The sequence below is a fragment of the Fusicatenibacter sp. genome, from assembly GCF_977045365.1.
The window spans coordinates 44,091-69,431 of the sequence record NZ_CDRRUH010000010.1 but is presented as its reverse complement, the minus strand read 5'-3'; the positions used below and the strand labels follow the sequence as shown (position 1 = coordinate 69,431).

General features: G+C 46.9%; 13 protein-coding genes. 10 read left to right on the top strand and 3 right to left on the bottom strand.

The features are described from left to right. The 6 genes from ACY2VW_RS04115 to ACY2VW_RS04090 all read left to right on the top strand — a co-directional run. A partial coding sequence (locus ACY2VW_RS04115; RefSeq protein ID WP_461877149.1) for a response regulator occupies nt 1-499 on the top strand: 499 nt, incomplete at its 5' end. 195 nt (nt 500-694) lie between these two features. After that, the gene (locus tag ACY2VW_RS04110; RefSeq protein ID WP_461877148.1) at nt 695-1,657 is read left to right on the top strand and encodes a hypothetical protein; all 963 of its coding nucleotides are present in this window, start codon (nt 695-697) and stop codon (nt 1,655-1,657) included. Between the two features lie 588 nt (nt 1,658-2,245). Then, nucleotides 2,246-12,583, top strand: a complete 10,338-nt coding sequence (locus ACY2VW_RS04105; protein WP_461877147.1) for a hypothetical protein — start codon at nt 2,246-2,248, stop codon at nt 12,581-12,583. Between the two features lie 140 nt (nt 12,584-12,723). After that, entirely contained in the window at nt 12,724-13,887 is a 1,164-nt protein-coding gene (locus ACY2VW_RS04100; protein WP_461877146.1) for a hypothetical protein, read from the top strand. Nucleotides 13,888-13,924: 37 nt separating this feature from the next. Next, the gene (locus ACY2VW_RS04095; protein WP_461877145.1) at nt 13,925-14,632 is read left to right on the top strand and encodes a hypothetical protein; all 708 of its coding nucleotides are present in this window, start codon (nt 13,925-13,927) and stop codon (nt 14,630-14,632) included. A gap of 156 nt (nt 14,633-14,788) precedes the next feature. After that, a complete protein-coding gene (locus tag ACY2VW_RS04090; RefSeq protein ID WP_461877144.1) occupies nt 14,789-15,046 on the top strand; it encodes a hypothetical protein in 258 nt (85 codons plus the stop codon). Nucleotides 15,047-15,217: 171 nt separating this feature from the next. On the opposite strand, the gene ACY2VW_RS04085 is transcribed toward ACY2VW_RS04090, so the two are convergent. From ACY2VW_RS04085 to ACY2VW_RS04075, 3 genes are all read right to left on the bottom strand, one after another. Continuing rightward, the gene (locus ACY2VW_RS04085; RefSeq protein ID WP_461877142.1) at nt 15,218-16,918 is read right to left on the bottom strand and encodes an ABC-ATPase domain-containing protein; all 1,701 of its coding nucleotides are present in this window, start codon (nt 16,916-16,918) and stop codon (nt 15,218-15,220) included. A gap of 293 nt (nt 16,919-17,211) precedes the next feature. Next, entirely contained in the window at nt 17,212-18,555 is a 1,344-nt protein-coding gene (locus tag ACY2VW_RS04080) for an MATE family efflux transporter (protein ID WP_461877141.1), read from the bottom strand. Nucleotides 18,556-18,830: 275 nt separating this feature from the next. Next, complete coding sequence (locus tag ACY2VW_RS04075; RefSeq protein ID WP_461877140.1) at nt 18,831-19,844, bottom strand: LacI family DNA-binding transcriptional regulator; 1,014 nt, start codon at nt 19,842-19,844, stop codon at nt 18,831-18,833. A 350-nt stretch (nt 19,845-20,194) separates the two neighbouring features. On the opposite strand from ACY2VW_RS04075, the gene ACY2VW_RS04070 reads away from it, so the two are divergent. From ACY2VW_RS04070 to ACY2VW_RS04055, 4 genes are all read left to right on the top strand, one after another. After that, nucleotides 20,195-21,595, top strand: a complete 1,401-nt coding sequence (locus tag ACY2VW_RS04070) for an L-fucose/L-arabinose isomerase family protein (protein ID WP_461877139.1) — start codon at nt 20,195-20,197, stop codon at nt 21,593-21,595. 5 nt (nt 21,596-21,600) lie between these two features. Further along, nucleotides 21,601-22,434, top strand: coding sequence for a transketolase (locus ACY2VW_RS04065; RefSeq protein ID WP_461877138.1), 834 nt, complete (start codon nt 21,601-21,603; stop codon nt 22,432-22,434). Next, entirely contained in the window at nt 22,431-23,363 is a 933-nt protein-coding gene (locus ACY2VW_RS04060; RefSeq protein ID WP_461877137.1) for a transketolase family protein, read from the top strand. The genes ACY2VW_RS04065 and ACY2VW_RS04060 overlap by 4 nt, the downstream gene beginning before the upstream one ends. Before the next feature lie 319 nt (nt 23,364-23,682). After that, a complete protein-coding gene (locus tag ACY2VW_RS04055) occupies nt 23,683-25,170 on the top strand; it encodes an FGGY-family carbohydrate kinase (protein ID WP_461877135.1) in 1,488 nt (495 codons plus the stop codon). Nucleotides 25,171-25,341: the final 171 nt, after the last annotated feature.

Below are 25,341 nucleotides of genomic sequence, written 5' to 3'. Positions count from 1 at the left end.
AAGTAAGCTGGGAGAAGGAAGCAAATTTACAGTTATCATGGAATACAGGATTGCTGATAAGGGTTACTACGAGCAGGATACGGATCCGTCCCCGGATACAGAGGAAACAGACAGGATCAGCGGAAAACATGTTCTGCTGGCTGAGGATAATGACCTGAATGCGGAAATCGCAGAGTTTATCTTGGAGGATATGGGACTTATGGTTGACCGTGTTGAGGATGGAGTTCAATGTGTGGCAAGAATGGAACAGAAACCGGCAGGAACCTATGATCTGATCCTTATGGATATCCAGATGCCGAACATGGATGGATATAAGGCAACTCAGGCCATCAGAAGACTGGAAGATAAGAAAAAAGCCGGTATTCCGATCATAGCTATGACCGCCAATGCATTTGAGGAAGACAGAAAAAAGGCATTGGAAAAAGGAATGAACGGACATATTGCAAAGCCTGTTGATGCAGAAAAGGTTAAGAAAACCATTCTTTCAGCTTTACGATGAGAGGAAGGGGAAGTAAAGTATAGTTTTTTGAGGTTCACCGAATAAGATAGAAAACATATAAAGTACAGAACAGATATTCGGCTTGTTCTGTACTTTTTTTATTGAATTTATTGTGAAGTGTAATGAATGCTTGCATTTTTAAGGCGTGATGGGTAAAATAGAAAACATAGATGGCACAAAAGAGTGGAGATTAAAATGAAGAAAAAAACAGGAAAACGGATCCGGTATGGCAGTCCTGCCGGAGCGATTTTTGTTCTGGGAGTGCTGATTCTTGTCGTGGGCGGAAGCTTCGCGGCGTACACCAATTTTCAGAGTGTAAAGCGTGTCGTATCGACAGGAACACAGAGCGATACAATGTTTGGTTCGAATTATCTGTCACTGATAAGCCTGACGGATGAAAATCCTCCGGTGAAACGGATTTCACTCGCGGAAAGTGACAATTACTATAGCATTACGGTAATCGTGTGCAATTATGTGTGGGGCGATGAGACTCTTTATAACCCGAAGAACATTACCTACGAAGTCAAAGCAGTCCTGACTGCCACAGACGGCGGAAAAAACCTTCCGGATGGAATTAAAGAAATCACGATGAATAGTACTAAATTTGATGCGGATGGAACATGTACCCTGAAAGACCAGAAACTGGCAGCGGGAAAAGCAGAAAAAAACAGTTATTCCTTCCAGATTCCAAAAGCGTTGAAAGACAAGATCAAAATCCAGATAACGGCGGAACCGGATTCCAGTTCGGCAGACGCAGTAAATTCACAGAAACTGGCAGCGGTTCTTTCGTTTGCAGATTACAAAGTGACAAAAAACTGGACGGGAAAATTCCTTGATTCAACAATTAACAAGAAACCATCGGATTACGATGCATTCAATTATGAAATATCAGGAAATGGAGAAGGAAAGGTGACGGTCACATGGGATGATAAGCTGCAGCTGAGCAGCTGGACTGTAATAGGTGGGAAGAATACCACAGTCCCGGAGCAGGGGAAGCATTCGTATGTATTTGATGTGGACGCTTCGACAACCGCGATCCAGTTCCAGTTTTACAGAAACCCGGACAAACCGTTAGAGGAGAAAGAAAATAACTGGATTTCTTTTGGAAGTCTTGTTACTGTTTCCTACCAGGAAAAGAAAGCAGAAGGGGCAGGGTGAGTTAGAAAAATGGGTGGATTATAAATGTCTCCTACTATTTTTACAGGCAGGATAGGATTGATAAAAATGAGAGTACGTAAAAAGATAAACTGGATGAAGCGTATGGTAGCGGCCGGAATGGCAGTCTGCATGGTACTGACGACACCGGCATCGGCACTGGCAGGGGCAGAAGAAGGCACGGGAACGCAGAACGTATCGGAAGAAGCAGCAGGCGAATCCATTCTGGATACCGGGACAGGCTCTGTAGATGCAGGGGAAGATGGCGGAACCGGAGGACAGACGGAAAGTACAGAGCAGAGCGGGACAAAAACCCGGACAGACAGCGCGGAACCATCAGAAAAGGACGGCGAGACAGAAGAGACTGGATCTACAGAAAAAGACAGCGAGACAGAAGAGACTGGATCTGCGGAACAAGGCGGCGAGACAGAAAAAACAGGATCAGCAGAAAAGGAAACACAGCAGGACAGCACAGATTCCGTAGAGAGCAGCAGCCAGATAGACGACACAGCAGTGTCAGAAAGTGCAGAGCAGAAAACAGAGTCCAAGGCTGCAGAAAATGACGGCCAGAACCGGCAGGACGGCAGCGATGTGGAAAACAAGGCAGATGCCGCATCCGTAGCGGCAGATGCCGCATCCGTAGCGGCGGATGCGGAAAACCAGACTCCGACGCTGACAATGAATGAGGCAGTTGAACTTGCTACACATGACGAAGCAAAAGAAAAATTAAAAGTTGATGCAACTACCCGGACAATAACGGTAACAGATGGAATCGGATTAATCCTGTTATCCAATGTGAATCCTTCAGAATATAAAGGGTATACAATAAACCTGGTTACAACTTCAGGATGGGATCTTACGGGAACGGCAGAGATTGCAGGAACGGCCTATAGCTTTCTGGGACTGGGTGATGATAACAATCCGTATGAAGGAAAATTTGAATTTGATACAAAAACATCAGCAGAAAAATTCTCAATAACCACGACGAAAGCATTGTTTCATGCGCTTTCAACGAAAGCAGAACTGGATTCGATTTCCTTTAGCCTTGCAAAGGATTTTTCCACCACCACGAAACCACTTTTGGCAGAAAAACTGAAAAATAGTGGAGATGGTAAAAAATTAACTTCAACGGTTGTACTTAGCAATTTGAATTCTGATGGGATACAAGAAGCAGCAATCGGCGGTTTGATTGGCACGATGGAAGAAGGCAGCAGTGCAGAGATAACTTTTACAAATAATTTCTCAAACTCATTGAAAGTCAGCGGAGAGGGTCATACAGGTTTATTCTGTAATACAATGGAACCGAGAGCATCCCTGACTGCGACTTTTAATAATAATGATAAGAATACGGTTAGTGTCGAAGCAACCGCATCAGGAGCAGATGCGGGCGGGTTTGTCGGCCAGATGAAAGCAGACAGCCAATTAACAATTGCCGGAACTTCTGCAGCGCAGGTAAGTTCTGCGTCCGGAAATGCCGGAGGACTGGTCGGAGGCGTGACAGATGGAAAGATCAGCGTTCAGGCAAAAAATGGAGAAAACGAAGCGGATGCTGGAAAATTTACGTTTGCAGATACACTTACTTTAAAGGCAGGCAGTGAAAAAGCAGCAGGCGGACTGATTGGTGAGTATTTGGTTACGAAAGGCGGCACTGATGACGGTGCTGGCAATTCAATCAGCTACGATCTTTCTGAATATGAGTTTCACAGCATTACTGTATCCGGTGGCAAAAATGTCGGCGGATTATTTGGCGTGCTGAAAAATACCAGTACAAGTTCTACTACTGTGGTTGTCTCAGGAAAGACGACAAGGGATATCACGACAAACGTGATCAGTGAGAGCGAAGTAACAAATCTGGGCGGACTGATCGGAGCCTATGATACTGTAGCTAGTACAGATGAAAATAGTGCAGCCGTTATGAAAAATACACTGGCCATAAAAGGAACTTCCAACGCTGCTGGTTCAGATATCAGGGCAGTTTCCACAGGTGGAAGCAAAGCAAATGCCACGTATGGTGGAGTGATCGGTGCTGTATCCGGCAGCAGTTATGTGGAAATCGAAAATGTGTCTGCTTCCACAGCAGATATGAAAAACAGTAATACCACAAGTGTTGGCGGTCTGGTGGGAAAGCTGAATGACGGTTTCCTCAATGTGGGAAATGTGACAATAACTACAGCAGATGGTAATGATCTTGCAAACGGAGCAGATCAGGTGGAAGGTCATGGCGGTCTGGTCGGTTATCTGGTAAAGGGGGTACTGCGCCTTCATGGAAAGACAAATTTAGAGAATCAGAAGATTACAACTGCCTATAACCATGTAGGACAGATTGTGGGATGCAATGAAAATGGTCTGATCTATGCTCTTGGAAATGGTAATGGTCTGGATGCAGATGGAAAAGGCTGGAGCCTGACCCGTTATTCCGGCACGAATCGAGGCGGCTCAGATATTGGAAACTGGGGGGCTGTGATTCGACTTGGGGGAAATCTGTCTGAAGGCGAAGATGGAGTCTTTACCTTTAATGAAGTAGCTCATACTGTTACGATAAACAGTTCTGTAAAGAATGGAACTAAGGCGGATATCAGCGGTGCAAATCAATTTGCGGCATATGCGCTGGCATTCGAGTTTTCCACGACCAATACAGGAAAGACGGAGGCACTGAATCTTAAGAGTAAGGTGGATCGAGACAAGGAACAGACAGTAAATCTGACCGGAGATGTGAATCTTACCAATACAGGTATTATTGGCATCGGTAAGGATAATGTAGAGAAAGGTAAGAGTGCACATCAGTTCAAAGGAACGCTGGATGGTGGCAAGCATACGATTACATTGGATATTGGAGCTACATATGGCAACAACATTTCTGAAGGTAATAATGCAGCCGGACAGCTCTATGCAAAGCGAAGCGACCAGCGAGATACACATTACAGTCTGGCACTGATTCCATTTGCCGGGGATGTAATAATTTCCGATCTTACGATTGGTGGTAATGTCATCTGTAAAATACCGAAGAAGACGGTAAATCAGGAAGAACAAAACATCAAATATCCGGCATTTGTCGCAGGGGCAATAGGCCTGGCAAGTGGAAAGACAGAATTCAACAATGTTACAGTAAATACCAGGAGTTCTGTAACAGAAGAAGCAACAGATGCAAAGAAGCTTCTGGCCTGGCAGGGAGGATTTCTGGCTCGATGCGAAGGAAGTACGTTAATCTTTACAAATTGTACATGGGGGGACACTGCGAGCCTTGATGATGAACGTGATACCGACAATCACAGAATCGGCGGTCTTGCGGCGGAAGTGATGGGGGGCTGTACCGTAACTGTAAGTAACACGACCTTAAGCGGTTCCATTACATCTGCATCGCAATCCAATGCCAATGTCGGCGGTTTGATTGCAGTCAGCCGTGGGGAAGATTCGAATAACAAGGCAAGCTCCAGCACGATAAAGGTTTCTGGATTATCGGTAAATGGTGAGACGGTCACAACATCATCAGCCACAACCAGCGGCGGTCTGCTGGGCTACCAGTGGAAGAATACGAATGTTGAGTTTGCTGCGAATGCCGGAGTGACCATATCAGGCTCGACGCTAAATGCAGGCACTGCCCAGTTTGGTGGACTTGTCTATCAGGCAACCGGATACTGGAATGCAACTGCAAAGGACAGCATTGTATTTACGACAGGCACAGATAATAAAGCAAATACTTTCACAGGAAAATCAGAGAAAGACACTCCAAGTGGTCTGCTGGTGGGAACCGGTCTGCTTACAGAAACGAATGCAGACAAGACTAGGACAACCACTGCCCTCTATCTGGAAGTGGGCACATGGGGAAGTGCGACGGATTCCGCTTATAGAATTAACGAGGGTGCAGTTGCCCTGAACATCAGCAATTCAGAGTACTTTGATGAACTGGCTGGCATTACCAGATTTGATGATGCCGGGAACAGCAATGCAGTAGTTTCCCTTGCAGTACGTGACGGCAGTGGAAAAGCAGCTTTGATTGATAAAGGCAGTACAACAACAAATACATACACGGGTCAGATAGGAAATTATAGAAACACAAAGACAAGATACTACTATAACCTGGACAGCTACAGAAAAGACAAGTATACAACGGATCTTAAAACGATCACTTCGGAACCGGATTTAGTTTTGTGGAGTGCAGCCCAGTATGCTGCAGAAAATATCAGAACGTGTTTCAGAAAGGAAATCATCAGTACACCAGATAATATTTTTGTGACAAGCATATCCGGAAACCTGAATCTGGATGGATATTCGTATTATCCGGTGACACCGCTTACCCCGGTACATATTGGTTCGGAAAGTAATACTGGTTCAGATACAAACCTGACCTTTGCCTACGATGCAATGAATACGATAGAAGGAACAAATAAATCGTTCTCGGATGCAGAACATCAGCATTACCTGATGCAGCACGGATTGTTCTATAACACTTCTCATGGTGTGCTGGTAAATAAGACTTCTTTTGCAGGTGTGGTAGGAAAAGAAGAATTTAAACGTGAAGAAAATACAGACGGTTCAGACAACAGTAAACAATATAATTCCGGTGCACTGATTTATGGAAGTGCCATCGGAAATCCGATCAGCAACATTGTTGGAATCACTCTGAAAAATGTAACATTGGATGGAATCAGAGTGACAGGGGTGGAAAAAGACAATGGCATCACCTATGCGCCACTTCTGATCAATCGAATTGCAAAAGCAGCAAAATTGACCGTGGATAAGCTCTCCACCAGTGCAAAATACATGACAGGAGAGGGCAATAATCAAGAAACTGCGTATGCTGCAACCAGTCTGGTCGGCTCCGTCGGTGACAAGACAGCATCCAAACTGACTCTTTCATTTTCCGATATTGCACTGGACGGACGTGTAGACGAAGATCCAGAAAAATCTACCTCTGTGTGGAATAATGGAACCATGAAGGTAGAGTATCACACAACTCATACGATATTTACCAGGGCAATCCTTATGGAGTACTTTATGTATTCTTCCGATGGTTCCGGTACGTATAACTTTAACAGTACCGATAATAAAGTTACTTATGGTGTGGAGTTGACGAATACAGGGACAACTGGTCGAAATCCGGATAAGCAGTATCAGTACTATGATGTGGACAGCTATATCACAGATGAGAGGGATAAAAATGCGGATGAAGCTTATGTGAAAGGCAGATATAAGGACACGAATTTTCTTCGTTATGTCAGGGTAGCACAGAATATTGAGAAAAGTACATATGAGCTGGATATCAACCAGAGATCTACTGGCCTGCTGAAAGGCTGCGGTACCTATGGGGATCCGTATATTATTGAAGATGCACTTCAGCTGAGTTCACTGTATTCTTATATCAGTAAACCAGACAGTATTTCAAACTTCCAGATAGTATTTAATTCAAAAGTCCTGGAAAGTCAGACACAGACAGCGGAGAACTACCATACGCAGGGGAAAGCTACTTCTGATATTACAGGCATGGATATTACCTGTACATGGGAAAATAATGCATGGAAAGCGGATGGAGCAACAGATACAACAGATACAATAGATACAGCTAAAGCAACCAGCTATCTGTTAAATGCGTATTACAAAATCGAGAAAGACATTACGATTTCCGCAGAAACCTTCAGCGGACTTGGTACACTGACGAAACCATTCAGCGGTGTGATTGTTGGTTCATCTGATAACGGCAATTCCATCACTGTAAGGATGAAAGGATCGAACGAGAACAAAGACAGCTTCGGCGGTCTAATTGCCTACAGCCGTGGAAGCGTAGTAAAAGATCTGACGGTGGACTATTCAGATGCAAAGATTCAGATGCAGGCTGTGAATTTGCCGGGAACAGCGAAAAAGCCATTCTTTGGCGGAGTTATCGGTTATTGCATGGGTGGTGATACCATTATTGATCATGTGTCCGTACAGTATAGCAAAAACACAGTATCATTTAGCGGTGACTATGAACAGTTAATAGCAGCCGGAGGATATGTCGGTCTGGTTGGTGGGGCAACCCATGTAACAAAAGATGACGACTATGAGAAAACCGGCGGTGGTGTGGTGTTCCGCAATATGGATAAAACAACCAATACCTTTACGACGGTATGTGCGGAAGCGGCCGGTACAAAGAAAACAGTAAATATGTTAAAGGATGATACACCCGATGGTAAATCAACTACAGATGGCGGTGACTATTTCTATCGCAACCCTTATGTTGGTCGTGTATTAGATGGCTATGCATGTGCAGAAAACTGTACTGTAAACAATACCGATAAAAACTATACTATTCCAAAGTTAGAGAAAGGGAAAACGGGCCTGACGGTATCCGAGGAAAAAGGTGTATTAAACGCTGCTGTAACGTCTGCACAGGGACTGTGGCTGCTGTCCGCAATTGTAAACAGCGGTGCAGGAGCGATGGATTCTACAGGGAATTATACGGATGTAGACAAAGAGGTGGTTGATGCGTATCAGTATGGAAAACCACGTACTGCGACGTATGAAGGAATCGGAACAGATGCAGGAACAGATGCAGGTACAAGGCTTGCAGATGAAAAATACTGGGGTGGAAATGCAGGTTCCGCAGAAAGTGATGATGAAAAAAAAAGAGTTTCTTATCTGGTGAAGAACTATACAACAGATACCACAGCAGCAAGGCTGGCAGGAAAGAGCAGTGATACAAAGACAGCTACGAATATCCCGGTTAATCTTACATTCAGTGTAGAAAGCATTGATATGACTGCTTATGGCAATGGATTCCGGGGAATTGGATGCAGTTATGGGGAGAATAAGAATGTTTGGAATACCAATTGCAGTATCCCAAAAGTATATCGCCGCAATCTGTTGATTCAGAGCATCAACACCGACAGGACAGAAGATACGGTGATTACCTTAAATATGAATCAGAATGATTATCATACAGAATACAGTACTGGTGTATGGCGCAATCAGGGTGCCGGATTATTTGTGGATTTTCACTTTACAAATGGGTGTGAGGTGAAGCGTCTTAAGATATCAGGAAACGTTAAGCTTGGATTATTTGATGCAAATAGTAAGTTAACGTATGTGACAAAAAGAACGAATCCGGAAGTGCATATAGGGGCAGGAGGTTTTGCTGCAAGAACTGCCAATTCCAGTGGTATTGTAACCTTTGATCAGTTTAATCTGAAAAATATAAACGTGTATGGTGGTACTATGACGGGTGGAGCCATTGGTTATATCGATGGATATAGTGGAGCGAAAAGGAATGTATCTTTTACCAACTGGACGATCCAGAACGAAAAGGTAACAAAATGGGTTTATAACGATGGAAGTACAGGTGGATTAGTTGGATGGAATATTGGTTATGGTACTTTGTCAATTACCGGAAATGAAGATAGTTCTGTGAATGATGTAGAACAATTGTCTGTTACTACACATGCAGAGAGCTTTAGTACAGCTGCTGCCGGTGGTCTTGTGGGCGCAAATGATTACAGTTCTGTAAAAGTAGAGAATGTAAACACACAAAATTTAAGTGTTTCAGGTAAGAATCTGCGAGATCTTGGAGGTTTGCTGGCAGCAGGCAGAAAAGATGGTGCGCTCGAAGTGAAGAAATGTTCCCTTGCTTCTATGAAGATTACGTTAGAGATCAATTCCAACCAGAAAACTTCAAGCGCCTGCACGGGAGGTATTATCGGATTTCACGAAAGACCGCTGACGATTTCAGAAGTAAAGATTGTGTCGGATTCGTCCATCAATGGTCAGCAATTTACCGGTGGTTTCGTAGGCTATTCAGCTGTAGATGTGACAATTCGTGACTGTAGAGAAGAAAATATCAATATTAAGACAGATATGAACTGGATCGGTGGATTTATTGGATATGTCAACCCGAACAGAACAGCCACATTTCAAAATTGTCAGGAAGAAAATGTGAACATTCTTGGTCGGTATACAGGTGGTCTTGTCGGAGCTATGGATGGCAGTATCAAGGCATCCAATATAGAGTTTTTTAATGTGATTGGAGTAACTTATAATGATAAAGGATACGCAGCATTGTTAGTTGGTAATACAGAAAACAATGATAAGAATAAGTACAGTAACAAAGTCAGTGGATATAATCTGTTAGCAAAGAATTGTAAATTTGGTTATAATAACAAAGCGAAGGTAGATGAGTTATCGACTGCAAATATCCAACCGATAAATACTTCAGGTTTCTGGATTGGTAAAGTCGGAGTAAATGGTACAGTCAATCTGGTAGCAGTTGCCCTTCAGGGGAATGTCTTCCCACAGAAGGATATCGGTACAAAAAATGGAACTGCTGCGATCATTTATGCAGATGCATTTGTGGATCAGACTTATCAGCCGATTAATTCCACTGACAAACCATCTTCATCTGCCAGCCCATGGCTGGATGTCAATCCGAAAAGTGAGGTACCTTTTGCGGACGGCACAGTTATGACCGGTAATGGTGTTGGAATGCAAGAAGGCAGTACAACAGCCAGTGCAATTTTAAACGGCTTACAGGCAGAGACACCTGCTTCGGATGTCTATTGGAATTTACTGGAGAACAAAGCAAAATTTGTGAAATTCTCAGATACGACCAATGATGCCTACGTGACGACGTACAGGAAAGAAGAAAGTTCCACTACCACCGTGAACGAGAAGGTTGATTTCCCGGTACTTGTGGTAAATAATACAGCGGATGTGGATACGATGACCTGGAATTACATAGCTGCCATGACGAATGTCAGCAGCGGAACAGATGCGAAACAACAGATTAAGAGCATTACCGCAACAACCTGGCAGTGGGATGCTACAAAGAATTCTTTCACAGCTAAGAGCGAAGAAGATACAAGCTTAAGTATCAGCAATGCGAAGAAAATCAGCATCGTTCCGAATGCATATGATAACCAGTGCAGTCAGTTTACATTGCTGGATGTGACCTACACAGATCCGACAGACACTACAAACCAACATGTTTTCCATCTGTACATTCCGGTACTTGTGAAAAAGGTTCTCTATATCAATTTCAAAACAAGGTTTCTTGCAGGAACGGATTACTGTGCATTGGATTATCTTATGACAGATACAAGCAGAGATCATTATGCAACCGCAGACTTCAATGAACCATTGACGGCATTGATAGAATACAGCTATGAGAAAGAGACAGACTGGCAGTCCATGCTGGACAATGGTGAAAATCTGCTGTGGTATTATGACAAGGTTCTGGAGCTGGCATCGGGCAGTTCGGGTAATACAAAAAAACTGCTCCCGGAAGGAACGAGGCTGACGTTGGTAGACAGGCAGACCAAACAGTATTATATTTATATGACAGACGGAAACGAGGATTTGCACAGCTTTAACCTTGCAAATATGACAGTGCCTGGCAGTATCGGTCAAGATCAGACAACTCAGAAATTCGCTCCGGTTTATATCTGCGATTTACTCGGGCTGAAGGCAGATCTGGTATCGGAACCGAACGATGGAACAACCTATTATGTGAAGGAGACAGATCCGTCCAAAGCAACGGTCAGAATCGGCGCAGACTATTACCGGAAAGCGGAAGAAAAGGACAAAGATGCAGAAAAATATCGGGTGATAATACCAGAAACGGATACTTCTTTGAATTCACAGGAATGGAAGGAAGAGTACTATCTTACCATTCAGATTCCAAAGACAGATGGAGTGTCCATTGTAAACAACCGATTGTATGCCGCAACAATGTCACGCAAGGAAGGTACGCTGCCAGCTGTCATTAAATCGGATAAGGATGCGGATAGTTCTGCTTACGTAGTATACAATGGAGTTCAGCAGACGTTCAGTATTTCCACCTGTCGTATTCATAATGGAAGTCCGATGGGAGATACTGCGATGGAAAATGGAGATGGTATCAAAATTACGCTGACAGGTAAATTGTGGCTGACAGAGGCAGGGCGGGCTCAGTTCAAGTCACTTGGACCTTCCGAAGTTTATCACGAGTTTGATATCAGTCTGAAAAAATATTTGGAAAATGCGGCTGGAATCAATGGTGTAATCGGTACAGAAAACATCCAATATATATATCAGCTTTCAGAATCAGATGGAACAGAAATCCATTCAGAAGAAGATAAGAATTCAAACGCAGCCGGACTTGAAACGATGTCGCTTCGATATGGAAGCAGCAAGTTGAAAAGTGCATTGGAAAAGGCCGACAGTGAGAAGAATGCGATAACGGTTACAGCTGAAATCATGCTTACTTATGATGGCGTGGATGATTTTCCGGTGAGGGGAATCGCAGATACAGATAGTGGTACATCCGTTGTTGGTGTGTCACGGATTGCCAATACATCCACGCAGCTGCCGATTACAGAAAATAAAAAAACGGCAGACGATAAAAATCGTTATTACATTACAAACCCATCCAAAGCCATCCTCAGATATTCCAGCGTAGATGGAACCGGAATCGGAGATACGACGCAGCAGCTTGGAGTCAACCCGAGTGATGCAGCAAAGAACCGTTCCGACATGATCTATACAAGAGCAGATTATGATTATTCCAATGTGGATGCAGAAACTCTTTCCAAGGCTGCAGCCATCCGCTATAAAATGGAATTGTTCCAGAAAAATGAGAATGGAACTTATGATGAAACAAACCCGTTGGAAATTGGAGCTTATCTCCAGAATATTGTCAAAGATGCAAAATCAGATGATGCTTCCGGAAATGGTGATAAAGCATATCAGTGGAAGAACGATTTTGTCTCGGACGATACGAAGCACCAGTTTGCGCAATTTACCTTTACGCCATTGACCGGCGAGAAATTTGAACAAAATAGCTATACTTATGCAAATTACAGAGTGCGCCTGACTGCGGTTCTGCTCGATAAAAACGGAAATGAACTGGATGGTACGAAAGCAACGGATTATATCATCTATACCAATGCCCGGATCTATCAGGACATGATAGACCATAATTAAGATACCAGGGTCAAAAGGTCAAAAAGCCTTTTGCCCCCAACATCTAATTAAGCGATCTGGCAACAGACAAAATGTTGCCGTTCGCCGGAAAGTGGCGGACGGTAACGATAAAAAATGGGACAGAAGCGAGGTAAAAAGGGATGCACTGGAAAAGAGAAAAAGAAGAGCTGACGGCAGAAGAATACCGGCAGAAAGCGCAGAAACAGATAGAACTTCTGAAAAACCAGTGGAAAATCTTTTTCCGGACGGGAATCATTGTTGTTGCAGCTTTCATTGTGATGATCGTTGCAAGTATTGCATGGTTTGTCAGCAATACCAGGGTCGATGCGACTGGCGTTGCTATCCGGCCTGCGGATATGCCCTTCGATCTTGCCGCGGCAGGGACAAAAAGTGATGCATCTGCAGATCGAGGCAGGTATGACGAACTGCTGACAGTATCCCCTGGAGCCTCAAGAGAGATATACGGGAAAAAATACTGGTCTACCGATGGAAGCCACACTTCCATCTGCTGGGCTGTTACATCGGAAAGCAATATGAACAATACGGGTGAGGATGGAAAGCCGACAGGGATTGAGCCGGGGTCTTATGGAAAAATGACATTTTACATCATTCCCAATAAGGATGGTCCGCTTAAAGTAACGTTAGATCTGGTTCTGACCGGATATCAGATAGCGGATAACAAAAAGAATGAGGAGAATGTGACAAAAAATGATTTAACGGAAGTTACGGATCCGTCGCTGCAGCAATTGCTGGAAGGACACGTTCTTTTGTTTGCGGGATACAATGAAGCGGCGGGTTGCTATAAAGGCTGGATATCCCGGGATGCAGGAGAGTGGAGTATGAAGTCTGACAGTGAAACGGAAGCGGCTGTCCTTGAAGTAAAGAGTGGAAAGCTGACCTGGAACAATGCGAATGCCAAAAAAAACACTGCTTATCCGGTTACGATATACTGGATCTGGCCGGAAAGGCTGGAGTCGTATCTGAGAAAAGCAGATGGCTATAGCGGAAAGAATCCGCTGCTGTTTCCGGAAGATCCATCAAGTGAGGAGAATGCACTTTCTGCATTGCCGGAGAACCTGTTTGAGACGATGGGCAAAGTGGAGGAGAATTCATCGTCGAACCGTTATTTCCGGTGGGAAGATTCTGCAAAATTTCAGGAGAATGTTACAAAAGATACGCTTTCACAGATACGGGAGAAATTCAATCCGGCTCTCTATTCTATGGTCGCGGCTTATTATGATTCGGCAGACCAGTACCTTGGGAAAAATGTCCAGTATGTACAGCTGAAACTGGATGCGCAGTAAAACCGGACAAAAACGTGGCAAAGAAGGAGGTGCTTCCATGAAGGAGCAGACAGAGAGACAGCAGGATGAGGGCAGGCAGGGGAAGCACAGGATGCGGCTGACGCGGAAAAAACGGGTTGTCATATCTGTGATTCTGGCGTTTTCTGCCCTTCTGGCGCTGCCGGTTTTTGCCTGGCTGTATATGCATCGAAGCATGGAGACGATAACGAAAGTAAATATGCCAAACGCATTGCTGATCGGAGCCGGAGATGCAAAACCGATCCAGCAGCTGGAGCTGAGCAATATTGACGTTTCCGGGGCGCAGAAGTATAAAGATGTTGTATTCTGTGTGTACAGCACAAAGCCGGGACTGGATTATCATCTTCAGCTGGCACATACTACGAATATTGGATTTTCGTATGAAATTGATAAGGCATCTATAGAAACGGAGGCAATGGATGGAAGCATTTTTTATCTGGGGGATTACTATAGAAAAGATAGTGAGTTGGCAGGAAACTATTTAAATAAAGAGACAACAAATAACTATGCAACAAAAGATTATCATAGGAAAACGTATGGAGAATATAGTAATGTTCAGGTGTCAGCAGAGCCTCTTTATTGGAAGACAACCAGTCAGGAAAAACTTCCGGATGAAATACCAGATAAAAATGGGAATTATGTGAACTATTATATTCTGCATATCACCTGGGATGAAACGGTGCAGAACAACAAAGAAACGGATATGATTTATATTATGGCGGGCTGAGTAACAGCAAAATCTCTGCATGAAATGATGGAGTGGCCGGATGTCCACTTATAGCAATCCCCGAAAATAATGCAAAAAATTCAGCACCGCAGAGCGTGAATTTTTTGCATTATTTTCGGGGATTGCTATAAGGATAAGAAAAAGCTGAGAAAGCTTGTGGAAAATAATCCACGGATGACCATGGAGATAAACGCGGCGAGAGTCATTCAGGCGGTGACAGGAACAAAATTCAGAATTTCAGAAGAAACGGAGGTAGTAGACATGTGTCAGGCAATTGATGAAATGATGGCAGACAGCAGAGAAGACGGGATGAAAGAAGGCATGGAAAAAGGCAGGATTGAAGCACTATCCAACTTATTAAAAAAGGAACGATCAGCATTCAGGATGCCGCCGATTGCATGGCAATGTCTGTAACGGAATTTAAAAAGCTGGTCAATACGTATGCTGTCTGATTCTGAAAAACCAGCTGACAAAAAAAGCGTGTTATAGCAAAAATTGAAACGATTCAGAGCCACATCGAGATGCCGCTGTGTTGCATCTCGATGTGGCTTTTTGACATAAAAAATGGAATGGTTACAAATTTTCTCAGAACCGCAGCTCCCTGCACCGGTTCAGGCATGCAAAGATCTCCTGCCGTCTCGGCCGTGCCAGGTCGCCTGGCATTCCCGGAGCGAGAAGAGAAGCAAGGCCTTTTTCGTCCATCTGTTTTTCCAGCAGATCCACCACCTGCACCAGTGTTTTCTTACCGTCCATTTTGTGTCCGGCGGCTTCTAAAAGGAGCGCAGCCAGCCCGTTCAGCTGTTCACTGTCCGTGAGCTGTTCCACGGCGCGCAGATCCGTCAGAGACTTGTTGATGAGAATGGATTCCCGTCCCATCACTTTGACTTTCGTGCGGTCACTTCCCGTCAGGCCTTTGCCCGGCTGCGGGCGGCGTTGGAGGGATGGAACGGAAAAAGGGCGCACGGAGGCAGTAAACGGCGGAAACTCTGCGGCTGTGGTTTTCGCGCGATCCGTAATGTCATAAGGAACGTATTCTTTCATCTGAATGACAGTGTCCGCCACGTGGAAGTAGGAACCGGAGCTTCCGGCAACGAGAATCGACGAGATGCCGAGCTTCTCATACAGATCCCGCACGCGGCTGATAAACGGTGTGATCGGTTCCTCGCTGTCTGCAACGACGCGCTGCATCAGCTCATCGCGCACCATAAAGTTGGTGGCGGACGTGTCCTCATCGATCAGAAAGAGGCTCGTGCCGGATTCGATGCCCTCGATGACATTGGCAGCCTGTGAGGTGCTTCCGCTGGCATCGGCAGTCGAAAATGAGGTGGTGTCGCTCTTTCCGGGAAGATCGTGGATGAAGAGGGAGATATCGACATTGCTGATGCTTCTGGAGTCCTCGGAACGGAGCTTTATGGCGCTTGCATCGGTGATGACGTATTCGCGGCCGTCCCCGGCGATATGGTTGTATACGCCGCGCTCAAGAGCCTGCAGCAGGGTGGATTTTCCATGGAAGCCTCCGCCGACGATCAGGGTGACACCGAGTGGAATTCCCATGCCGGAAACAGGTCCGCGGTTCGGAAGATCGAGGGTAACACGCAGGGATTCCGGTGAGGTGAACGGAACGGCGTGCTTCATCGGCAGATCGGAAACACCGGTCTCGCGCGGGAGAATGGAGCCGTCGGCGATGAAGGCAGTAAGCCCTTTTTCTTTTAATGCGGAACGGATCGCCTGCTGGTCCTCACAGAGACGGGCGACATTGGCGCATGCTTTCGGATCCAGAGCGCGGTAGAACAGCGATTTTTCCACGCAGCCGGGCAGAAAGTCGAAAAGAATGCGGATCAGCTCCTGCGAGGCGATGGTGCGGCCGTTGGCCGGAAAGCCGATCTCCATGTTGACGACAAGACTGCCGTCGGAAGCATTCAAAACGCAGGCTGTGCGTTCCAGAATCTCCTGGCCGCAGCGGCTTATCCCCAGCAGACCGCTTTTGCCGGAACCCTTTGCGCGGAACGAATACGGTGCGATGGCGCGCGCAAACTGGCGCAGCAGGTAATCCTGGAGGGCGACGCGCTTTTCATACGTGTCGTAGAGAAAAGCAGGAAACGCAGCGGTTTTGCCGCTGACATGAACGCTGACCCGCGACGGAGCGGCGAACGGATCGCCCTGCACGTGGTCGATGGAGAGTGTGTAGCGCGGAAACTGATAGGTACCGCGGGTGGTTTTATAGGCAGGATAGCTTTTGTGATTGATACTGAATAAAAGCTGTTTCAGGTCATTTGCAGACTGCATGAGAAAAACTCCTTTCGAAAACAGACGATGACAGAAAGTGCTGACTTGCGGCACAGCCTGAAGGGCTTCTGCCATCTGATTTTTGAGAACAGACGGAACATTGCAACTGGGGTCCAGACATTTGGAACAGAATATATGGTTCACATCCATGCGTGTAAGATTACTATAGCACAGCAGAAGGAAGAAATGCAAAAAAAAGAGCAGAGAGACGAACCAGAAAATCACAGTCCGCAGGGAACCTGTGAAACAGGATGTCTTTCTGCTTTTTAGGCAGATGAAAAAAACAATCTGCGTTATGCCGTCTGCTTTGCACGCCGCGTGCGCTCAAAGTGGATCAGGTAAACGATATTCAGAATAATACCGAACAGCGTCGCCAGCGGTGTTGCAAAACCGATCTGGAACAGCGTAACACCGGCGATTTTACTCATACAATACGAAACCGGAATGCGCACCAGGAATGTACTCAAAATTCCCTGCAGTGCCACAAAAAACGTTTTTCCGTTTCCATTCAGATATCCCATCATCGAGAAGTTGATGCCGACGATTACGCAGTCCACCGCGTAGGAGCGGAGATAATCGGCTGCGGCCGCGATGACTTCTTTGTCATCCGAGAAGAGGCGGGCAAGAAGCGCACCGTGGGTGAAGCTGAACAAAAAGACGGCAAGCCCCACAGCGACAGTCCAGATCATGCCAAGGTACATCGCTGAGCGGGCGCGTTTGTATTCTCCGGCACCGATATTCTGTGCGGAGAACGTGGAGACAGCGGCCATCGCAGCTCCGGGGATCAGGAACATCAGTGCACAGATCTTCTCGGCAACGCCGACTCCCGCGGATGCGACAAGCCCGAAGCCGTTCAGGATGGCAAGAATCACCATAAAGGAAACGCCGGTCAGCGCCTCCTGTGCGGCGATCGGCAGGCCATAGCGCAGGATAAAGGTGGACTCCATCCGGTCAATACCAAAATTTTTCCGGCCAAAAGGAAATCCGAGACCATTGTTCAGAATCATCGGAATTGCAAAGGCAACGCTGACCGCCTGTGCAAGTACCGTCGCGAGCGCCGCACCTGCAGCACCCATGTGAAACGGTCCGACGAGAACGAGATCGCCGATGATGTTGATGATACAGGCAATCAGCATCAGGAGAAGCGGCGTTCTGGAATCGCCGATGCCGCGGAAGATACCGCTAGAGGCATTAAACAGGACAATCGCGAGAATGCCGATGCCGCAGATGCGGATATAGCTTACCGTTGCTGGAAAAGCGTCGGCAGGCGCATTCATAACGGAGGCGAGTGGCCCTGCAAAAATACAGATCAGGACAGCAAGCAGAATACCGAGGCCGAGAAAAAGTGAAAGTGTGGTTCCAACAGTATAAGCGGCCTTTTCCTTGTTTTTCTGGCCGATCAGGTGGCCGATGCGGACGGTACAGCCCATCGTAAGGCCGGTAATGATACCGGTGATGGTCTGCATGGTCATGCTGCCTGTGGAAACAGCGGAAACATCTGCTGTGGAGGCAAACTGGCCGACGACCATCAGATCGACGGTTCCATACAGTGCCTGAAGCAGATTGGCGCCGAATACGGGAAGCATGAAAAGCAGAAGCTTTTTCCATACCGGGCCGGTTGTCATGTCATGATTCATAAGAAAAACCTCCCATATGTAAATGTATGTAAAAGAAGCGGAGCAGCAGAAGAACTCAGATCTGCACATCGATCTGTGAAATTTCAGAAGAAAACACGCATGTAAACAGGATTTGTGTTCTTTTCGGAACTTTCGCATGGATCTGAAAAAACAAAAAGCCGGATAAGAAATACAGGAATTTCACCTGACTTCTTATCCGGCAGACCTATCATGATTGTTTCATGTATTCTTGCCCTCCGACAGCAATGCTATCATACAGGATTTTTGTGAAAATGTCAACGTCTGGAAACACTCTGGCGCTTCACCAGCTTGGTTGCCATGCACATTTTCAGACACTCGCGTTTCGGATCGGCTACGCGGTCAAGCAGACGCTGGACGGCAGTGGCGCCAAGCTCGCGTTTTCGGACCTTCATGGTGGAAAGCGGAGGAACCATCATATCGCACATCGGAACGTCATCAAAGCCGATGATGGAGACATCCTCCGGGATACGGTAGCCGTTTTCACGCAGCGCACGCATGGCGGCCGCAGCGATGATGTCATTATCGGCAAAGTAAGCATCTGCGATCGGAGCTTTCGACTCGAGAAGGCGCAGCATGTCGCGGTAGCCCTCGTCCGAGGTAGGGGAAACCGGGTGGACATATGGATGCGAGGTGCTGATACCGTTTGCACGGAGCGCTTTGTAGTAGCCGTCGGCGCGTTCGGAGAAGTTGCTGATGTCGAGGTTCGAATGAAAGTAGCCCACGTTTTTGTGTCCGCACTGAATCAGATAATTCGTGGCATTGAACGCACCCTGAATGTTGTTGATCAGAACGCAGTCGTAATCAAGCTCATCGTAATAGCAGTCCACGACAACGATCGGAACAGAAAAATCGCGGAACTTGCGGAAATCGGACGGAGCCATTTCGGTTGCAAGAAGCAGAATGCCCTCACAGTCCACAGCGCGGAGTGCATCGAGCTGGCTGTCAATATCCATGGTCTCATAAAAATAGGAGATATGAAGCGCACAGCCCTGGCGGGTGCATTCGGTGGAAATTCCTTCGGTCAGCTGGGAGAAAAACGGTGTGTCGGCAGCAACCTTTCCGTGCTTTTTGTAATTGACCAGCTGAATAATGCGGGAGGAAGCGCCGGAGGATTCATTTTTTTTCGGCGCATAGCCATACTCGGCTGCGGTTTTTAAAACCAGCTCTCTTGTGGCATCGCTGATGCCGGGTTTGTTATTGAAAACCATAGAAACCGTGGCAGGCGATACGTTGATCAGCTTTGCCAGTTCTTTCGCAGAAATATTCATAAAATTTCAGCTCCTGTTCGATAAAATCAGCCCGCACGCTGCTTTCGTGTGTTTTTACATGCGGGATGTTGAAATTTATTTCAGTATTTATCTGAAAAATATTAAACTTATGCATTGATTTTAATATGAATTAAAAAAGAAGTCAACTTCTGAGCTGTAAAAAAATGAAATATGAAGAAATGCATAAAAACAGCCATTCTTTTTTGTATAAATTACTAAAAAAGATTTAATAAAGTTGAATTGATATTGACAAATTCAAAAGAATTTAGTAATATAAGAGCCATAGAAAGCAGGAAAATTTAGAATAAAGTTTAACAAAATTTAAAAACAATTAAGTGGAGGAAAAGAATATGAAATCAGTTAAGATCGGATTTGCACCTACAAGAAGAAGTATTTTCAGCGCTCCGGATGCTGTAAAATACGCCAACCTGACGAGAGAGCGTTTAAAAGAGCTCGGCGTTGAATTTGTTGATATCACAGACATCAACGAGGAGGGGCTGTTTTACGATGAGGCGGATCGTGAGAAAATCCAGGAGAAATTCCGCCGTGAGAACGTAAAGGGAATTTTCTTCCCGCACGGAAACTTCGGCACGGAATATGTCTGTGCAAGACTGGCAAAAGAAATGGGTCTTCCGGTACTCCTCTGGGGACCGCGCGATGAGAGACCGGATGAGAACGGTGTGCGTCTCCGCGACAGCCAGTGCGGCCTGTTTGCAACCGGAAAAGTGCTGCGCCGTTTTGGCGTTCCGTTCACCTACATGACAAACTGTCGTCTGACCGATCCGGAATTTGAGCGCGGCATCAAGGATTTCCTCGCCGTATGTAATGTGGTAGATACCTTCCGTCACACCAGAATCCTTCAGATCGGACCGCGTCCGTTCGACTTCTGGTCCACGATGTGCAACGAGGGCGAGCTGCTGGAAAAATTCAATATTCAGCTTTCCCCGATTCCGCTTCCGGAGCTGACCGAAGAGATGAAGAAAGTAAAAGCAGAGGGCACCGAGGTAGAGAAAGTCGTTGCTTACTGCAATACCAATATGTGTGTAAAAATCAAACCGGAAGAGCTGGAAAATGTAGCAGCTCTGAAGGTTGCGATGAAGAACCTGGCTGCCAAATATTCCTGCAATGCCATTGCGATCCAGTGCTGGAACGCACTGCAGGGCGAGATCGGCATTATGCCGTGTGCGGCAAACTCCCTGCTGAACGAAGAGGGAATTCCGGTTGTCTGTGAGACCGATATCCACGGTGCCATCACCGCTCTGATGGTAGAGGCTGCCGGCAGAAACGACAAGAGAAGCTTCTTTGCTGACTGGACGGTACGTCACCCGGACAACGAGAACGGCGAGCTGCTGCAGCACTGCGGACCGTGGCCGATCTCTGTTGCACAGGAAAAACCGACGATCGGTTATCCTCTGGCATTCAGCCATCCGGGCGCTGTAGAGGCACAGGCAAAATTAGGTGAAATGACACTGGCGCGTTTCGATGGAGACAACGGAGAGTACTCCCTGCTGCTTGGAAATGCAAAAGGTGTAAAGGGGCCTTACACGAAGGGAACTTACGTATGGGTTGAGGTACAGAACCTGAAACGCCTCGAGGCAAAAATCGTGGAGGGACCGTACATCCACCACTGTGTCGGTATCCACGAGAACGTTGTGCCGGTTCTGTATGAAGCATGCAAATACATCGGCATTGCCCCGGATTTATATGATCCGATCGAGGAAGATGTCAAAGCATATTTAAGAGGAGAATGAAAATCATGAGTGAATACAAGGAATTGAGTTGTCTGGCGTATGATCTGCGGAAGAAAGTAGTGGAAATGGTAGTTTCCGGCAAGGGCGGCCACATCGGCGGCGACATGAGTGTCATCGATGTGCTTGTAGCGCTGTATTTTAAAGAGATGAACATCAGTCCTGAGAACATGGACGACCCGGACCGCGACCGTTTTGTGATGAGTAAAGGTCATTCCGTTGAGGCATATTATGCGGTACTTGCAGCAAAGGGATTTTTCCCGATGGAAGAAGTCATCGAAAAATTCTCCAAATTCGGCAGCCCGTACATCGGCCATCCGAACAATAAACTGCCGGGCATCGAGATGAACTCCGGTTCTCTCGGCCACGGACTTCCGGTCTGCGTGGGAATGGCACTGGCAGGAAAAATGGATAAAAAAGATTACCGTGTTTACACCGTTATGGGTGACGGCGAACTGGCAGAAGGCTCTGTCTGGGAGGGCGCAATGTCCGCAGGAAACTACAAGCTGGACAACCTCTGTGCGATCGTAGACCGCAACCGTCTGCAGATCTCCGGAAATACCGAGGATGTCATGAAACAGGACAGCCAGGAGGAAAGATGGGCAGTGTTCGGATGGAATGTTCTTTCCGTACCGGGCAACGATATGGACGCGCTCGTTCATGCGTTTGAACTGGCAAAACACTGCAAGGGAAAACCGACGGTTATTATTGCAAATACAACGAAGGGCTGTGGTTCTTCTGTCATGGAAAATAAGGCGGAGTGGCATCATAAAGTGCCGACACCGGAGGAAGTAGAGCAGATCATGAAGGATCTGGATGAGAGAAAGGAGGCACTGTCATGAACAAGATTCCAAACAGACATGCCATTTGTGAGGTTTTAATGAAACATGCCGAAACGGATAAAGATATCGTGGTACTCTGCAGCGATTCCAGAGGAAGTGCTTCCCTGACACCGTTTGCAAATGCGTATCCGGAGCAGTTTGTGGAGATGGGTATCGCGGAGCAGGATCTGGTCAGCGTTTCTGCCGGTCTTGCAAAATGCGGCAAGAAAGCATTTGCGGCATCTCCGGCGTGCTTCCTTTCTACAAGAAGCTATGAGCAGGCGAAGATTGACTGTGCATACTCTAACACCAATGTAAAGCTGATCGGTATCAGCGGCGGTGTGAGCTACGGTGCACTCGGCATGAGCCATCATTCTGCACAGGATATCGCAGCAATGGCAGCCATTCCGAACATGCGCGTTTATCTGCCGAGCGACCGTTTCCAGACAGCAAAACTGGTTGAGGCGCTTCTTACCGATGAAAAACCGGCTTATATCCGTGTGGGAAGAAATGCCGTTGCGGATATTTACAGCGAAGAAAATACACCATTTGAGATGGATAAGGCAACGGTTCTGTCGGAAGGCACCGATGTTTTACTGGTAGCCTGCGGTGAGATGGTCCGTCCGGCGCTGGATGCAGTTGCCATGCTGAAAGAAGAGGGAATCAGCGCAGGACTGCTCGATATGTACTGTGTGAAGCCGTTGGACAAAGAGGGCCTGGTAGAGGCTGCAAAGAAGGCAAAAGTTGTCATTTCGATCGAAGAGCACGCTCCATTCGGCGGTCTTGGATCGATGGTGAGCCAGGTGGTCGGCGCAGAGTGCCCGCGTAAGGTAGTCAACATGTCTCTGCCGGATGCACCGGTGATCACGGGAACTTCTAAAGAAGTCTTTGACTATTATGGACTGAATGCCGAGGGCATTGCAAAAAAAGCGAAAGAATTACTGGCTTAACCAGAAATGGAATCAGCGGTGAATGTGATAGCCCGCAGGGAACTGTAAACTGCCGCAGGTCTGCGTATGCCATGTTCCTGCGTGCCCGGGCGGAAGAAAATCCGGGAACGCAGGAACTTTTTCTATATAATTAGGAATAAATCGTTCTGCGGAAGATTTTGGAATGTGTGGTAATCGCCAAAGATCTTGCCTATAGGGGCAGGGTGAATGCCGCGACGATAGAAAATGACGCATGGTGTGTTGAAAAACAGGGTGTATTCAGCGTTATTCGAGATGGGGATCTGGATATTTATAAAATTTTAGGAACGGAGCTGGAAAAATGGAGAAAAGGTATATCATTGGAATTGACCAGAGCACGCAGGGAACGAAAGCGCTGCTCTTTGACGGGGAGGGACATTTACTCCGCCGTACCGACCTGCCGCACCGGCAGATTGTCAATGAAAAGGGATGGGTGTCCCATGATCTGAATGAGATTTACCGAAATACCGTACAGACGGTAAAAACGCTGGTGGCAGAGTCCGGTGTTGCACCGGAAACAATCGCCGGAATCGGCATCAGCAATCAGCGTGAGACGACGGCGATCTGGGATAAGGCGACCGGGGAACCACTGGAAGAGGCCATTGTATGGCAATGCGGCCGCGCAAGCGGGATTGCGCAGGAGATTGCGGAGCAGGGGCACGCAGAGGAGATCCGCGAGGCGACGGGTCTGCAGCTTTCGGCTTATTTTCCTGCTGCAAAGATGGCGTGGCTGCTTCGAAACGGCGGAGAAGAAAGACAGAAACGTGCTGCAGACGGGAAACTCTGCCTGGGTACGATTGACAGCTGGCTGGTTTACAAACTGACGGGGGATCATGCATTTAAGACGGATTTTTCAAATGCGTCGAGAACGCAGTTGTTTAATCTGAAAACGCTGGCGTGGGATGAGAAGATCTGTGAGATGTTCGGGATTCCGGTCTGTGCGCTGGCCAGGGTGTGCGATTCCGATGCGGTGTATGGAACCACGACGATGGAAGGATTGTTTTCCGAGCCGGTTCCGATCTGTGGTGTATTAGGTGACTCGCATGCGGCGCTGTTTGGACAGGGCTGCTTAAAACCGGGTATGATCAAGGCAACGTACGGAACGGGTTCTTCGCTGATGATGAACATTGGAGACAAGCCGATTCAGAGCAGCCACGGCGTTGTGACTTCGCTTGCGTGGGGAAGAGGCGGCAAGGTGGACTATGTGCTGGAAGGCAACCTGAACTACACCGGAGCTGTGATTACCTGGCTGAAGGATGACCTGAAGCTGATTTCTTCGGCAAAAGAGACGGAAGGACTGGCAAGGGAGGCAAATCCGGCAGACCGCACGTATCTGGTTCCGGCATTTACCGGGCTTGGCGCGCCGTACTGGGATGAGAAAGCAACGGCATCGATCAGCGGAATTACCCGCACCACAGGAAAAGCTGAGGTGGTAAAAGCGGCACTCGATTGCATTGCCTACCAGATCACCGACCTTGTCCGTGCGATGGAGCAGGATACCGGCATGCGGATCGAGGAACTCCGTGTAGACGGCGGCCCGACACGAAACGGATATCTGATGCAGTTCCAGAGTGATATTACGAATAAACGCGTAAATATTCCGGACGCGGAGGAGCTTTCCGGCATCGGGGCGGCTTATATGGCCGGTATTTCAGCCGGGGTCTACGATCTGGAAAAACTCGAGGGAAATATGAAACGAAGTGTGTATGAACCGAAGATGGACGATGAAATCCGGGAGAAAAAATATGCCGGATGGAAAGCGGCGGTCGACGGGGTATTAAGTAAATAGGGGACGGACGGTGTAAAAGGCCTCCCGCCCCACAGAGCACAAGTCCCCGGACAGGCACTGTTTCGGAAGGCAAGAGGCTCTAAGAAACTTGAATTTTGCTAAAAGCGTCGCAGAAAAAGGCAAACTCGCTGTCACTCAAACAGTGCCTTTTTCTGTGACAACGCAAAATCC